Here is a 15610-nt window from a genome sequence, read left to right as displayed (position 1 = left end):
TCGGGCAGACAGCGAGGCAGCTTGCGGCGCACGCGCTTCCGCCGGATCGAGGCGCTCAGCGACAGCCGTCCTGGCGCGACGCGCGAACGCCGAGCGTCGACAGGCGCGAACGCCGCGACTAGGCTCGCCGCCCGCAAGGAGCGGCTGATGAAACGAACGTATTGCCTCTTGCTCGCGCTGGCGCTCTCCACGCTGGGCGCGGGCTGTGGGGGCGAAGAGATCGAGAACGGCGGGCAGGGAGCGACGCTGCCGTGTTATCCGCCGGACGCCGCGGTGGCCGACGGCGACCCGAGCGCGCTGTACGCGGCCAGCGACGTCCCGCGCTTCGACTTCCGGCTTCGCGACGAGACCTGGGCGGACCTCCAGGCCAACCCGATCGAGGAGGAGTACGTCGAGGCGGAGGCCTGCTACAGGGGCAGCAGCCTGGGCCTCGTGGGCCTGCGCTTCAAGGGCGGCTACGGCACCCTCGAGATGTGCGTCGAGGAGCAGCAAGAGCTCCCCTGCCCGAAGCTCAGCATGAAGGTGAGATTCGACGAGTATGTCGACGGACAGCGCTTCTTCCGGCAGAAGCGCCTGAACTTCCATTCCATGATCCGCGACCCCACGAAGCTCCACGAGCGGCTCGCCTATGATCTCTACAGGGACATGGGCGTGGCCGCCCCGAGGAGCGCGTGGGCCACGCTGCACGTGAACGGCGAGCCGCTCGGCCTCTTCTCGATGGTGGAGGACGCCGACGGCCGCTTCACGGAGAACCAGTTTCCCGAGGATCCCGACGGCAGCCTCTACGAAGCAGCCTGGCCGGTCTCGACCGACCCCGCTTACTATGCCGAGAAGATCAAGACGAACGAAGAGGAGGCCACGCACGAGCGCTTCATCGCGTTCGCGGAGGACCTCGCGTCCACCGAGGGCGCGGAGCGCCTCGCCGCCCTGTCGACATGGATGGATGTCGAGGAGCTCCAGCGCTACCTGGCCGTCGATGACGCCATCTTGAACTGGGACGGGATCACCACCTTCTACGTCGACGCGGACGGCTCCGCCGCGAACCACAACTACTTCGTCTACGAAGAGCCCTCGTCGGGCACGTTCCGCATCGTTCCGTGGGATCTCGACAACACCTTGAGCCTGGGCAGCTGGCGCTTCTTCGGCGGGGCGGCTCACTGGACGGAGACGCCGGAGACGTGCCCCGAAGACGTCCCGGTCCTCGAAGGCAGAGCGCAGCTGCGCGTGCCCGGCTGCGACGTGCTGTTCAGCGCCCTTCGCCAGGACCTCGCGGGCTACCGGGGCGCGGTCCGGGGCCTGCTCGACGGCCCGTTCCGCGAAGGGCGGCTCGAGGAGCAGGTGGACCGCTACGCCAAGCTCATTCGCTCTTCCGTCGAGGAAGACGCGCATGGGCCCCCCCGCCCCGCGTGGGAGGCGGACGTCGCGTACCTCAGGAGCGAACTGTCGGAGATGCGGAGCCGCATGGAGCGCTTCCTCGACGAGGCGGCGCGCACGGAGCGCGGCGAATAAGGGGCTCACCGCGCGGGCGGCGCGCCTCGAAGGGCGCCGCCTTCACGCCACGGCGAGACGCGCCGCGGGCACACGTCGCCCTCCGGGCGCTCCTGATCCGCGTGCTTCGAGCGCGCCTGGATGACGCGCGCCGGATCACGTGCCCGTGAGCTAGCCGGCCACGAGACGCGTCGTCTCGTCGAGGAACGTCTTCATCCTCGGACCGGCGACGTAGGCGCCGTCGTTCACCACCGCCGTGTGCGTCAGCGTCTCGACCGTCTTCACGCACATGAAGGCCGCGAGGTCGAGATCGTCCACCGCGAGCGTCGGCTGGCTCTCACAGCCGCTTCAGAAAGGCCACCAGGTCGCTCTTCTGATCGGCGGTCAACGCTTCGGGAGGGCCGATATCCCCATCATCGTCCGGCTCCTTCTCCCCAGGCAGGGTGAGGGATGGGAATCTGGAGAGCAGGTGGTCGCTGTAGGCGTCAACAACCCTCTCCAGGGTGTCCGCGGCATTGTCGTGGAAGTAGGGAGCAGTTTTCCCTATTCCACGCAATGTCGGTACGTCGAATGCCTCAAAGTCGTTGGGGCTCCCGGTGATCATGGCGCGACCCGGATCGGCGGAGAAAAGTTGTAGCCCGAAGTTCGGCCCCGCGACGGGGTTGCCATCGCTGTCCAGATCGTCATTGAGGCCCGCGGGGTCGCCATCGCCGCCCGGATCGTCATCGAAGCCCGGCGGGGGAGCCGGAGGCAGGTCCGCGGCTATCTCCCTTCGAGAATCGTCCGTGTAGAACCGATACCGGTAACGTGGAAAGCTCACATCCCTTGTAAAGACATGCGAATCAGGGTCCAGCTGACCCATGAATGTTTCGTATGCCGACCCAATATTAAGAAATTCGTTCTTGGGCTGAGCGGCGAGCACCGGGGTCGGGGGATCTGTCGCTGGCACTTCATAAAGCACGGTTCCGTCGGGTTTGATGACCGGGAACGCCAGATCGTGGATATCCCGATCCACGATGGTCGCCTGGTTGCCGCCCCCATGGCACGCCGCGCATATGGCCTTGTAAACCTCTCGTCCCCGCTCCTCCGTCGGAGTGAGATCGAGCTCGTCCTCGACGTCGGGCGCGCTCTCCGGGGCACCGCCGCCGGCGAGAACCTCCGCGACGCTGCGCGCCCGGCTCGAGGAGAAGACGTCGCGCTCGAACGCGGCGATGCGCTCGAGCTCGCTCCGGGGAGCCTCGCCGCCTTCGCTGTGCCCGGTGATGGCTCCTTGGGCTTGATCTTCGAGCGTTTTCATACGTCCATCCAGCTGAAAAGGCGCAGTCAACGCCGAGTCAGCGATGGAGGGCACTCCGCGCCACACGAAGAGCTTGCGATCGCTCGGGGTGATCACGTCGCCCGCATCGTCTATGAGGTCCACGTTGTCGGGCAACGTGAGCCACACGCGCACGAGGCCCTTTTTCAGGTGCTCGAAGGTGAGCTTTTCGGCCGTGGGGTCGTCGGCGTCGATCGCGTTGAACAGCGGGTCGTCCGGGTTCGTCTCCAGCAGCCGCGCCACGTGGGTGGGTGTGAGCGTGAAGTTGTCCTCCGGTACGTGGCAGGTGGCGCACGAGCGGCCGTTGGAGCGCGGAAAGGGCGTGCTGAAGAGCTGCTCTCCCGTGAGGTCCTCTCTGCTCGCGCTGCTCGTGCCACAGGCGCTCGTCGCCATCAGCACGACTGCGGCCCAATGCCAAGGGCGGGTCACGAGCCGGCCTGGACGCGAGCCGCCGGACGGCTCGCGCTCTCTGCGGAATGTGTGTTGGGTCATGGTTCGTCCGTCTGAGCGAGTGGGAGTGATGGGTTGGCTGGGGTTCTCAGCTCTCCCATCTGGCGCGCGGCTCTGCCGTGCACTTCCGACGAGCCGGGTGTTGGTTCCGACGAGCCGTCGCTCCTCGCGCACGAGCCGGTGAGCGCTCGGTTGCGGCCCTTCTTCGCTTCATCGTGCGAGCGGCGAACGTTGTGGACCGTCTCCCCGAATGGTAGCTTTCCTTCATGGAAGGCTCTGCTTCGCGCGCGCCGCTGACCCTCCATACCCGGCGACGTTGGCTCCTCGGCATGGCCTCGGCCATCGGCGTCGGGGTGCTCCAGACCGCCCCTGATCTCGGCGGCGAGGAGCACATCGCGAGCATCGTCATCAGCTTCTCGCTCTGGCTGGTCGCGGCGCCGGTGGTGCTGCTCGCCCTCACCGCCGCCTTCGAGCGCGGCGTCGAGCGCAGCTTCAGCCCGACGAGGTTGCTGGTCGTGAGCCTCCTCGGGGCGGTCGTCGTCGGGGCCCTGTTCGCGCTCGCGTTCGTGCTCGTCTTCGAGGGGCTCCTCGGCGTCGAGCTCGACGAGAAGGGGCCGCTCTCCCCACCGCTCGTCGCGGGATTCGGCGCCATGATGGGCCTCGTGCTCGCCGGCATCTGGGGGCTCGTCTTCGTGTCCCCGCACGTGACCGAACAAGCCCAGCGCCGCGCGCTCGAGACGGAGAAGCTCCGCCTCGAGGCGGAGCAACTCCGGGTCTCGGCGGAGCTCGCGCGCTTGCGCTCACAGCTCGAGCCGCACTTCCTCCTCAACACGCTCAACACGATCGCGGGGCTCGTCGTGCAGGATCCGCGCGAGGCGCGGCGCTTGATCGGGTCACTCGGAGACCTGCTCCGGGGCTCGCTGCAAGGGGAGGACGAGATGCAGCCGCTGGACCAGGAGATCACGTGGCTCAGGCGCTATGCAGAGATCCTCGAGTCACGCCACCGCGACGCCCTGCGCTTCGACTGGGACATTCCGGCCGACGTCGGCGGCGTGCTGCTGCCGCGGCTCTTGCTGCAACCCCTGGTGGAGAACGCGGTCCAGCACGGCGCGCTGTGTCGCGCGGGCGGCGGACGGGTGACCGTGCGGGCGGCGATCCATGAGGCCGGCACGTCATCGAAGCTCGTATGTACCGTGACGGACAACGGGCCCGGTCTCTCGGCGAACGAGCCGCGCTCGGGCGCGCTCGGCCTCCACACCGTGCGTCGGCGACTCCAGCTGAGGTGCCCCGGATCACAGCTGCGCCTCTCGTCGTCGAGCGAAGGAACCGCTGCGGTCGTCGAGGTGCTGATGACTCGAGGAGCGACGGCATGAGCACGAAGGGCGACGCGAAGCTACGTACGCTCGTCGTCGAGGACGAGTGGGCGGCGCGCGACTACCTCGTCGAGCTCCTCGATGGCTCGAACCTCGCGCAGGTCGCGGGCGCCGTATCGTCCGCGGGAGAAGCGCGGGAGCTCCTCCTCGGAGAAGGGCGCCGCGCCTTCGATGTTGTGTTCCTCGACGTGCGCCTCTCCGGCGGTCGCAACGAGGGGCTCGACGTCGCGCGCGAGCTCGCGGCGCTGCCGGGCGCTCCGTTGCTCGTGCTCGCGACCGCGTTCCACACGCATGCGCTCGAGGCCTACGATCTCGGCGTCTCCGACTACCTCCTGAAGCCCTTCACCGAGCAACGTGTCGAGCAGTGCCTGAAGAGGCTGCGGGCGCGCGACCCGCGGCCGGAGCGCGCGAGTCCGCTGCGGATCGCCGCGCGGCGGAACAAGGGCCTCGTGCTGTTCGACCGAGACGAGGTCTGGGCGTTCGAGGCCGCGGAGCGCTTGACGCAGGTGCACACCTCCCACGGCGCCTTCGACATCGACCTCTCGCTCGCGGCCATCGAGTCGTCCTTCGGGCGGTCCTTCGCGCGTGTGCACCGCAACTGGCTGATCAACGTGGCGCACGTCAAGGAGCTCACGCGAGAGGGCGAGACCCGCGTCTGGGTGGGCGACGGCCTCGCGGCGCACGGTCGCGGTGTCCAGGTTCCGGTCGCGCGTGAGCGCGCGCAGCAGGTGCTCGACTTGCTGCTCGCAAACACCGCTGGATTGCGCCGCGGAAACGAGCCCACGCGATCGAGACACGGCGAGGAGGTCACGCCGGGTACGCGGGGAGCACGAGGTCGCTGGCGGCGCTCGTGACCATCTTCTCGAACCAGCGGGAGAGCGGGCGCGACGTGAGCGCCCGGTACATCGCGTTGCGCAGCGCGAGGTGCACGCGGGTCGGCGGTGCGAAGAACGAGCCGACGTGCTTCGCCCCCTGCTGGCAGCGCCGGGCATATCGACGGATCCGCGCTTCGTAGCGCTGGAACGCGGCGCGGTGGTCTCCCTTCGCGACGGCGAGCTCACCCGCGAGCACGTACGCGCAGACCACGGCGAGCCCGGTCCCCTGTCCGCCGAGGGTGCCGCCGTAGCCGGCGTCGCCCAGGAGCACGACGCGACCGCGCGAAGTGCGATCCATGTCGATCCGCCCCACGGCGTCGAAATACAGACTCGGACTCTGCCTCATCGCCTCGAGCAGACGCGGCACCTCCCACCCCATCCCCGCAAAACGCTCGGCGAGGATGGCCTTGTGCTGCGCCACGTCGCGCGGATCGTGGCCGAGCGGCCTGGAGGCGAACATCAGGAGCGCCGTCGCCTCCTCGGGGCGGCGGGCGCTCGCGATGCTGGCGGCCCGCCCCGGCTCGCTGAAGATGAGGCCCTGGTGATCGAGGTCGAGGTGGTTCGGCGCGGCGAACGTCGCCACGTAATGGCCGTGGAAGCGCAGGAACCTCGACTCGTCGCCGAACGCGAGCGCGCGCACGCGGGAGTGCAGCCCGTCGGCGCCCACGACCAGGTCGAAACGCCTCGGCCGGCCGCGTTCGAACGTGACGTCGACGCCGTCGGGCGTGTCGGTGAGCGAGGCGATGCTGTCGCCGAACACGAACTCGGCCGCGTCCTTCGCGGCCTCGTGGAGGATGCGGCTGAGGTCGCCGCGCTCGATCTCCACGTCGCCGCTCGCGAACGCCGCGGGGAGCGTGACGAGGCGCCGGCCGGTCTCGTCCACCATCGCGAGATCCCGCATGTGAGTCTGATGCTGTCGAATCGCGTCGAGCACCCCCATCTCGCCGAGGACGCGCAGGTGCGTCGGCCCGCGGAAGTCCACGGCGTTGCCTCCTGCCCGCAGGGCGGGGGCGCGCTCGACCACGGTGGGAGTGAACCCGCGACGCGAGAGCCAGTAGGCGAGCGCGGGGCCTGCGATGCCTGCGCCGGAGACGAGAACGGTGCCGTTCGACATGGGGGACCTCGGAGGGGAAGGTTGCGTACGACGTACGCAACCGACCGCGTATGACGTACGCACGAGCATGGCGACGACGGCGGCATCCGGCACCCCACGAGTGGCGCCATGGCCCAACATTCTAGGCTAGAACAGCCGCGGTCGCGCGCCGCGCCAGGCAGCGTCGCGCGCGCTTTCAACCGACCATCTGTGCTAGTACAGTCACCATGCCTCCGGTGAAGCGCGGCGCGTCGACGAACCGCCGCAAGTCGGCCGACGGACCGCCCTACCTGCAGATCGCGAACGACCTGCGCGCGCGCATCGCGTCCGGGCGCCTCCGTGCGGGCGATCGCATCCCTTCGACGCGCCAGATCGTCCGCTCCTTCGGCGTCGCGCTCGCCACCGCCACCAAGGCGCTGTCGACCCTGCGCCACGAGGGGCTCATCCGCTCGATCCCGCGCTCGGGCCACGTGGTGGCCGAGAGCGTTCGCGCGGCATGTGAGCCGTCCGAGCGAGGCGGCGCCTTGACGCGCGAGCGGATCGTGCAGGCCGCCATCCGGCTCGCCGACGACGAGGGGCTCGACGCCCTCTCCATGCGCGGTGTCGCCGCGAAGCTCGGCGTGCCGACGATGTCGCTCTACCGTTACGTGGAGGGGAAAGACGCGCTCGTGCTCCTCATGATCGACGCGGTGTTCGGCGAGCACCCGCTGCCGAGGTCGCCTCCTTGCGATCTGCGCGAGGCCCTGATCCGCGCGGCCCGCGCGCAGTGGGCGCTGTACCGGCGGCACGGATGGCTCGCGCACGTGCTGCCGCTCGCGCGGCCGGTCGCGCTGCGGAACGTGATCGCGCACGCCGAGTGGATCCTCGGTGCCATGGAAGCCCCCGGGCTCGACGCGGCGACCCGGCTCGAGGCGCACATGACGCTCTACAGCTACGTTCGCGGCATCGCCGTGAACCTCGAGTCGGAGCGCGAGGCCGAGGCCACCACGGGGATGACCGAAGCGCAGTGGAACGAATCGCAGGGGGCCGCGTTCCTGGCGATCGCGACGTCGGGGCCGTATCCGAGCTTCGCCAGGCTGCTGGACGAGCTCTCGGGCGGGTACGATTTCAACCTCGATCGCGTGTTCGAGTTCGGCCTCCAGCCGATGATCGACGGCCTCATGAAGACGCTGCGGCCGCGCGAATGAACGGGCCCGCAGCGCAAAGCGCGCGATGAGCGAGCGGACCCCCGCCGTGAAGGCGTAGCGCCGAGGCCTCGACCCGGCAGCGGAGGCGTTCACCAGGGCGAGGGGGGCGGATGACTATCCCCGAGGGGGTGCGTGCATTTTTGCACGGGCCTGGGCGCGCATTGCGAATCGACGGTTCGTCCGCCGGCGGGTACCAAAGCCTTGCAACGACGGCAGGGCGAGTCCCGCGCCGCCCGCCCCATCGCGGGGGCGCGCGCCGCCCCGACCCGTTCAGGGCGCCGTCATCCCACGCACCAAGGAACCCCAATGACATTTCGGTCGACTCACCTGTCTTTCCTGGCACGCGCCCTTCCGGCGTCCATTCTTTTGCCTACAGCTTGCGGCACCCCCGGCGTCGATCTCGAGCCCGCGCCCGACGGCGCCCCCGTGGCCGAGGTGTCGGCCGGGCTATCGTCTTCGACGACCATCATCCACCGAGAGATTCCAATCCGGTTCGTTCAGTTCGTCGACGGCACCGACGACTCGCTCGGCCGGACCGCCCTGAACGAGCAGATTGCCGGCGCGAACGCCGCCTTCGTCAAGGCGGGCATTCGCTTCTCGCTGGCCGCATCGGTCGTCATCACGAGCCCGACCTTCACCACCATCGGCGGCAGCTACGCCTGGCCCTCGCCCCCCTCGTCGGCGCCCCCCGTCGCCTTCAACGCCGGCTGCGCGGCCCCGGGGCTGAGCGGCACCGAGTCGGAAGAGATGGCCCTCTTTCGCGCCGCCTCGCTCTGCGGCAACGAAAACGAGATCGTCGTCTTCACCGTGCGCTCGAGCAGCCAAGCCTGGGGCGCCTACCCGTGGGAGGGCAACGGCATCATCATACAACGCTACAACATGGGCGCGGGCAACCGCACCTTCGCCCACGAGCTGGGGCACTACTTGGGCCTCTCGCACTCGTTCCGCGGCGCGGGCCTCGGCTACGATCTGTCGAACCCCAACCTGAAGAACCCCGCGACCGGCGCCCCGGCCAAGCTCGCCGACTTCTGGGACCTCGTCTACAAACCCGCCGACCTGCCCCCGGCGACCACGACCAACGTCTACTTCTCGAGCCGAGCGCAGGCCGCAGGCTACCCCGAATCGTCGCTACGGCCCATTCAAGGCAACAGCGGCTGGGCGCAGAGCCCGCTCGGCTTCGCCTGCTACGGCTCGCTCAACAACTGCCCCCCGGCCAAGCCCGACCGCACGTTGCGCTTGGCCGTGCCGCGCACGGGCTTCGAGTACGCCGACTGCAACCAGGCCGACCCCGGTTACAGCCAAACGTGCCTTTGCGTCAGCTTCCCTTCGGCCTGCGACATTCTTTATACGGGCGACGACGGGTTGAAGGGCCTCGGCCTCACGCTGCCCGGCCACACGCCGTCGGCGCCGAACCTCGGCGCCAACGTCATGAGCTATAACTACGATCCGGGCTACACCGGCGACCGCTGGTCGCTCAGCGACTCGCAGGTCGAGCAGGTGAAGCGCGTTCTGAGCTACGACGTCGACTCGTCGTGGTTCGCCGGCGCCCGGGGCAAAAGGCCCGCGCTCGGCATCGGCAGAGGCTGGGGCGACTGGGAGCCCGCCGGCGCCGGGGTACGGGGGCTTCCGGCCGCCGCGACCAAGCCGTCGGGCCAGCTCGATCTCGTCGTCAGAAACGCCGACGCCACCTTCGGCAACAAGGTGCAAACCCCCGGCTCGCCCCCCTCGTGGTGGCCGTCGCAGCTCGGCCTGGCGGGCCTCGGCGGCTCGTCGAGCAAAGCGCCGGCGCTCGTCAGGCGGGGCGACCACCTGAGCGCCTTCATGCTCGGCAACGACAACTCGGTTTACCACAAAGTGTGGGATCCTATCCTCGCCGGCTGGTGGCCCTCGCAAACCACGTGGGACTCTCTCGGGGGCCCCGCTTCGACACCGCCGGTCGCCGTCTCGCCCGACCCCGACTCGCTCGACGTATTCACGCTAAGCGCGTCGGGCAAGGTCTTGCACAAGTCGTGGTCGACCTTGACGGGCCAGTGGTCGCCCTCTCCATCTGGCTGGAACGACCTTGGCACGATGGGCTCCGCGCCGACGGCCGCCTCGTGGGGCGCCGGCCATATCGACGTCATCGCGCTCGACGCGAGCAAGCGGGCGTACAACAAGGTCTACAACGCGTCGGCCGGCTGGTGGCCCTCCCAGACGGGCTGGCAGGGCCTCGGCGGCAGGCAGTTCGCCGAAACCCCGGTCGTCGATTCGTGGGGCGCCGGCCACCTCGACATCGTCGGCCGCGGCGCCGACGGCCGCGCGTACAACAAGGCCTGGGAGGCGTCGGGTTGGTCGCCCAGCCAGACCGAGTGGTATGACATGGGCGGCAACCTCGCGGGGCCCCCGTCGCTGGTCTCGTCGGACGTCGGCCACCTCGAAGTCGTCGCCCGGAGCACTGATGGTCGATTGCTTTACAAAGAGTGGAGCGCGGGCAGCTGGTGGCCCGGGCAGACCGAGTGGGCGACGCTCGCCGTCGACGTCGGCGGCGACCCCATCATCGTGAGCTCGGCCCCGGGCAGGCTCGACGTCTTCGTCGTGGGCCCCGACGGCACCCTCTGGCACCGTTCGCGGGACCTTTAACCCCGAATGGCCCCGGGGCAGGGCGCCGCTCGTCAGCGGCGCCCTGGGGTCCCGAGGTGCCCGCGCAACGCCTCGGTGACGAGCTCGATGACCGCCCTCACCGGCTCGGCGAGGGGCGCCTCTTTGCGGTATACGATCGAGAGCCGGCTCTTGCCGAGGCTCTCGCCCGTGAGCCGCCGGAGCGAAGGCTCGAGCGAAGCGAGCAGGCAAGGCAAGATGGTGAGGCCCATGCCCGCGACGCAGGCGGCCAGAAGGTCGCTCACCTCGCGGTACCGCATGAGCACGCGGGCGCCTTCGCTGCGCTCTTCGAGCCACCGGGCCAGAGGGGTGTTGCTGATGCCGACCTCGAAACCCAACAGGTCGTGCCCCCGAAGGTCGCACGAGCCGGCCGAAGCCGGGTGCCGCGCCAGGTAGGCTTCCGAGGCATACAGCGACCAATCGAGCTCGCCGATCTTCTTGGCGATGAGATCGTCGCCGTCGACCGTGCCCGAACGCAGCGCGACGTCGGCCTCGCCCTTTCTGAGGTCGGCCGGGCGGCTACCGCTGAGTATCTCCAGGACGATTTCGGGGCGGGCGGCCTGGAAGGCGCCAATGTGCGGGGCGAGTAAGCGGCCGAAGGCCGAGGGGGTGGCCAGCTTGACCCGAACCGTTTGCGACCGCACGGCCGCTTGCACCGCGAGCGCCGCCTGCTCCATTTGCTCGAGCAGCGGCGCGACCGTCTGGCCTATCGCCGTGAGCGAAAGCCCCTCGGGGCCGCGCGTGAGCAGCGGGGCGCCCAGCGCCGTTTCGAGCGCCACGAGCCTGCGGCCTACCGTCGAGTGCTCGACGCCCAGCGAGCGCGCCGCGCCAGCCAACGTTTTGGCCCTCACGGCGGCGAGGGCGTAGCGAAGGTCGTTCCAGTCGAGGTCTGACGGCTTGGTCACGAGGGGTCGAGCTTAGCCCAGGTGTGCCTTCAGCTGGAACGTCACGAAGCTGGCCGGCACTGACAGCGCCCCGGCATTTCTGGCAGGATTTCTGACCCGCGGTCCTGGCGCCCTCAGCGCGCGGGCCGGTCGAGCGCTGCGAGCGCCTTCTGCGCGCCCCGGTGTTTGGGATCGAGCCGCAGCGCCTCCTCGAGGTGCTTCTTCGCCTCGGCGAGCAGCTCGGCGCGTCTCTGCTGCTCCTGCTCCTTCTCCGCCAGCGCCCGGAGGTACAGCGCCATGCCGTGCGGCGCCTCGGCGCTCCCGGGGTACGCCTCCCTCGCGGCGAGGAACTGCGCCCGCGCGCCCTCGAGGTCCTGCCGGGCGAGCAGCTGCCGGCCCTTGCCGCAGAGCGCGCTGGCCAGGATCGTGCGCCCTATCGGGTAATCGCTCGTGGCGAGGGCGGCTCGCGCCATGTCCACCGCCCGATCGTGCTCCTCTCTCCACGTGAGAAAGGCGGCGTAGTTGCCCTTGGCCCAGGCAGACTTCGGATCGAGGCGAACGATCGCCAGGTAGGTATCCTCCACGGCGTCCCACTCACGCATGGCCTTGTAGACGTCGGTGAGGATGTCGTAAGCGCGCGCCAGCACCTGCGGGTTCTTGCTGCTCTCGATGATCCGCTTCGCGCCCGCGAGGGCCTCCTCGGTCTTCCCCTCGCGCTCGGCGAGGGTGGCCGACAGGAGGACCACGTCGTCGGCGCCTGGGCGGAGCGCCTCCGCGGCCTCGACCCTCTTGCGCGCCTCGCCGTGGTTCTTCTGGAACATGTAGGCCCAGCCCTTGACCACATGGGCGTCCAGGCACCCGGGGTCGAGCTCCAGCGCCTTGTCCGTGTGCTCGTGGGCGCGCACAAGGCTGTCCGGCTCGTACTCGTTGCCACGGAGGTAACCGCTCTTGTACGCGACGCGGCCGAGCGCCGCGTGGGCCGGCGCGTAGGCGGGGTTCGTGCGGATCGCCTGATCGAGGAGCGCGCGCGCCCGCTGGTAGACGCTCTGCGATCTGGCCTCGTCGAGCAGCGCGTTGGCGTCGCGGACGAGCGACGCCTCGACGGAGGGCGACGGCTCGGGGACGACGGGCGCTGGCGCGTAGTCGGCGGGCGGCACCGGCGGCCTCCACACCTTGCCCGGCGCCGCCCAGATGCGGATCTGGTTGTTCCCGCCGCCCGCGGCGAACTGCGCGCCGCCCGGGTGGAAGGCGAGCGCGATCACGCCGTTCAGGCCGGCGCGCTGCTCTCTCCTGAGCTTGCCCGAGTAAACGTCCCAGACCCGGATCATGTCGTCCTTGCCGCCGCTCACCAGGGTGTCGCCGGTCGGTGAGAGGGCGAGCGACCAGACCTCGTCGGTGTGCCCGGAGAGCGTGGTGAGCGGCTTCCGGCTGCCGAGGTGGAAGAGGCGGATGGTGCGATCGTCGCTCGCGCTGATCACGGTCTGCCCGTCGGGCCCGATCACGATGCGGTTCACCGGCCCGGCGTGGCCCGAAAGCACGCCGATCTCGCTGGCCGTCTCGACCGACCAGATCCGGACGGCCCCGCGGTCGTCGCCGCTCAGGACCACGCGCCCGTCGGCCGTCATCGCGACGGACATGACGCGCCCGCCGTTCTGGAACGTCTTCTCGCTCTCGCTCGTCCGGATCGAGAACACCCGCACGGTCCCATCCATGCTCGAGACGGCGACCCGGCCGCCGTCGGCGGACAGCGCGAGATCGGTGATGACCCCGGCGCCGGCGTCGAGCGTCTTCAGCGGCGCGCCCGAGTCGACGTCCCAGAGCCGCACGGTCGAGTCGGCCGCAGAAACAAGCGCCTTGCCGTCCGGCGTGAACGCGATCCCTCCGATGCGCTTCGTGTGCCCGGCGAAGGAGCGCAGCGGCTGGCCGTCGTCGAGGTTCCAGAGCTTGAGCGCGAGATCGTTGCTGCCGCTCGCGAGGCGCTTGCCCCCGGGGTCATAAGCGACCTCGAAGATCGCGGACCAGTGCCCCGAGAGCGTGCGCAGAGGGGCGAAGGACGCCCGTTCCTTCGCTTCCTTCGCGGCGGTCGTCGCGGGCGTGCCGGGCGTGCCGGGCGCGTCGCGCGAGACGGCCGCGGTGGGGAGCGGAACCGATCGGGTGCGATGGACGACCAGGGCGGCGCCGCCGGCGGCCGTGAGGCCGAGGGCGACCGCGGCCACCGCGAACAGGCCCCGCCGGGGGCTGCGTTCCGCCGGGCGATCGAGCGCGAGGAGCGCTTCCCTCGCCGTGGCGAACCGGCGATCCAGGTCGGGATCGAGCATGCGATCGAGCCAGTCGGCGAAGGGGGGCGAGACCTGGACGCTGCCGCGGACGTCGAACCGCATGCCCTTCTGGGGCAGATCCGCGGGATCGCGGCCGGAGAGCACGTGCAGCAGCGTGGCGCCGAGCCCATAGAGATCGCTCCCGGGCGCGGCGCGGCCGCGGAACTGCTCCGGGGCCATGTAACCGTACGTGCCCACCACCGTGCTCCCTCCCGACGTCGTGTCCCGCGCCTCCCCCACGGCGCCGAAATCGACGAGGTACACGGAGCCGTCCTCGTGGCGGAGGAGGTTCTGCGGCTTGATGTCGCGGTGGACGATGGGCTGGCTGAAGCCCTGGAGATAAAGCAACGTCCGCAGGACGTGCCGCGCGATGGTCGACGCCTCGGCCTCGTCGGCGCGCCATCCGCCCTTGACCCAGGCCGAGAGCGGTCGCCCCGGCGCGAGCTCCTGCACCAGATAGAAACAAGGCCCCTGCGCGCCGTCGAGCTTGAGGTAATCGATATAGCGAGGAATGCTGGGGTGGGTGAGGTTCGCGAGGACCCTCGCCTCGCGCTCGAACAGATCGAGGGCCTTCCACTCCGCGCGCTTCCAGATCAGGAGCTGTTTGACGGCGACGCGCCCCCCGGTCGAGAGGTCCTCGGCCTCGTAGGTGATCGCGCTGCCGCCGCGGCCAAGCACGCGAACGACGCGGTACCGATCGGCGATCACATGCCCTTCGAGGTACGCAGAGTCCATGACGAGCGAGAGGATATCATGCGGAATGCGCTGCTCTCCGCGCGGTTCGCTCCGCCGGAGCGCCGGAATCGTGCCCCGAGGCGAGGGCGGCTCCGGGGCCCATGGACGTCGTGAGGACACGCAAATGACCCGATTCGTTCAACAATGCCTCGCTCGAGAGGCGCTGTCGCTCACGTGAGCAGCGCCGACGTCGCGCAGCGGGATCGGCGGTCCGACCGCGCGCCGGCCGCGAGGCGTCTGGCAGGCGCGCTGGGCGATCGCCGAGCCGCGGCGCAATCCGCGCCAGGCGCCGGAGCCGGACGGGCAAGCGCCCTCGAACGCCGGGGCCTTTCTGCCTGGGACGCCGGAACCACCCCGGATCGCCCAGCGTGTGGCGGCGCCCGCTGAGCCGTTGTAAACGCGGGGCGTGACCCAGGTGCGCTCGATCTTCGCCCCAGGACTCTTCGAACGCCAGGTGGCGATCGTCACCGGCGGGGGCAGCGGCATCGGCCTCGCGTGTGCGCGTGAGCTCGCTTACCTCGGCGCGAAGGTCGCGCTCTGCGGCCGCCGGGCCGACAAGCTCGAGGCCGCGGCGAGCACGCTCGCGGGCGACGGCGTCCCCGGCGACGACGTGCTCGCCGCGCCGTGTGATATCCGCGAGCCGGAGCAGATCGCCGCCTTCGTGGGCCAGGTCCTCGGGAAATTCGGCCGCGTCGACGTCCTCGTGAACAACGCCGGCGGCCAGTTCCCGAGCCCGGCCAGCGACATGACGCCGAAGGGCTGGGAGGCGGTCGTCCGCAACAACCTGAACGGCACCTTCTTCATGACGCGCGAGGTCGCGAGGCGCGCGATGCTCCCGGCGCGCCGCGGCCGGATCGTGAACGTCACCGCGTCGGTGAGCCGCGGCTTCCCGGGCATGGCGCACACGGGCGCCGCGCGCGCCGGCGTGGAGAACCTGACCCGCTCGCTCGCCGTCGAGTGGGCGGCGCTCGGCATCCGGGTCAACGCGGTCGCGCCCGGCAGCAACATCCGGTCGAGCGGCACGTCGCAGTACGGCGACGAGCTGCTCGAGCTCGCGCGGCGCGCCACGCCGCTCAAGCGCCTCGCTACCCCCGAGGAGGTCTCGCGGCTCATCGTCTTCCTCGCCAGCGACCAGAACGACTTCATCACGGGCGCGGTCTACGGCGTCGACGGCGGCCAGCCGCTCTGGGGCGACATCTGGTCCATCCCCGAGCCGGACGGCGCGCCGGGCGCTCCACCGGACGTGAAGGGCTGA

General features: G+C 70.1%; 11 protein-coding genes. 6 read left to right on the top strand and 5 right to left on the bottom strand.

Features of this window, described 5'->3' with window-relative positions; genetic code table 11:
- Positions 1–147: 147 nt before the first annotated feature.
- Positions 148–1509, top strand: coding sequence for a CotH kinase family protein (locus WMF39_RS05390; protein WP_437744473.1), 1362 nt, complete (start codon positions 148–150; stop codon positions 1507–1509).
- A gap of 150 nt (positions 1510–1659) precedes the next feature.
- Here the strand turns inward: WMF39_RS05390 and WMF39_RS05385 are convergent, their stop codons facing one another.
- Together WMF39_RS05385 and WMF39_RS05380 are read right to left on the bottom strand one after the other, a co-directional pair.
- Positions 1660–1806, bottom strand: coding sequence for a hypothetical protein (locus tag WMF39_RS05385; protein WP_437744472.1), 147 nt, complete (start codon positions 1804–1806; stop codon positions 1660–1662).
- Positions 1807–1825: 19 nt separating this feature from the next.
- Positions 1826–3295 carry a cytochrome c peroxidase gene (locus WMF39_RS05380; protein ID WP_437744471.1) on the bottom strand — a complete coding sequence of 490 codons (1470 nt, stop codon included), beginning with the start codon at positions 3293–3295 and terminating at the stop codon, positions 1826–1828.
- Positions 3296–3582: 287 nt separating this feature from the next.
- Here WMF39_RS05380 and WMF39_RS05375 point away from each other — a divergent pair, with 287 nt between their 5' ends.
- A complete protein-coding gene (locus tag WMF39_RS05375; RefSeq protein ID WP_437744470.1) occupies positions 3583–4626 on the top strand; it encodes a sensor histidine kinase in 1044 nt (347 codons plus the stop codon).
- On the top strand, positions 4623–5480 hold the full coding sequence (locus WMF39_RS05370; protein WP_437744469.1) for a LytR/AlgR family response regulator transcription factor: 858 nt from the start codon (positions 4623–4625) through the stop codon (positions 5478–5480). Before WMF39_RS05375 ends, WMF39_RS05370 begins: the two co-directional genes overlap by 4 nt.
- On the opposite strand, the gene WMF39_RS05365 is transcribed toward WMF39_RS05370, so the two are convergent.
- Positions 5434–6615, bottom strand: a complete 1182-nt coding sequence (locus WMF39_RS05365) for an FAD-dependent monooxygenase (protein WP_437744468.1) — start codon at positions 6613–6615, stop codon at positions 5434–5436. The two genes, WMF39_RS05370 and WMF39_RS05365, sit on opposite strands and share 47 nt — an antisense overlap.
- 206 nt (positions 6616–6821) lie before the next feature.
- On the opposite strand from WMF39_RS05365, the gene WMF39_RS05360 reads away from it, so the two are divergent.
- A complete protein-coding gene (locus WMF39_RS05360) occupies positions 6822–7781 on the top strand; it encodes a TetR/AcrR family transcriptional regulator C-terminal domain-containing protein (protein ID WP_437744467.1) in 960 nt (319 codons plus the stop codon).
- A gap of 366 nt (positions 7782–8147) precedes the next feature.
- Positions 8148–10400: a hypothetical protein gene (locus WMF39_RS05355; protein WP_437744466.1), complete on the top strand. Its 2253-nt coding sequence runs from the start codon at positions 8148–8150 to the stop codon at positions 10398–10400.
- 32 nt (positions 10401–10432) lie between these two features.
- Here the strand turns inward: WMF39_RS05355 and WMF39_RS05350 are convergent, their stop codons facing one another.
- Positions 10433–11323, bottom strand: a complete 891-nt coding sequence (locus WMF39_RS05350) for a LysR family transcriptional regulator (protein WP_437744465.1) — start codon at positions 11321–11323, stop codon at positions 10433–10435.
- 113 nt (positions 11324–11436) lie between these two features.
- Positions 11437–14355, bottom strand: coding sequence for a protein kinase domain-containing protein (locus WMF39_RS05345; RefSeq protein ID WP_437744464.1), 2919 nt, complete (start codon positions 14353–14355; stop codon positions 11437–11439).
- A 406-nt stretch (positions 14356–14761) separates the two neighbouring features.
- Between WMF39_RS05345 and WMF39_RS05340 the strand changes: the two genes are divergently transcribed.
- Positions 14762–15610, top strand: coding sequence for an SDR family oxidoreductase (locus WMF39_RS05340; protein WP_437744463.1), 849 nt, complete (start codon positions 14762–14764; stop codon positions 15608–15610).

It is taken from the genome of Sorangium sp. So ce1504 (assembly GCF_051521635.1).
Taxonomy (GTDB): Bacteria; Myxococcota_A; Polyangia; order Polyangiales; family Polyangiaceae; genus Sorangium; species Sorangium cellulosum_B.
The sequence above is the reverse complement of the archived record's forward strand: the minus strand, read 5'-3'. Positions and strand labels throughout refer to the sequence as shown.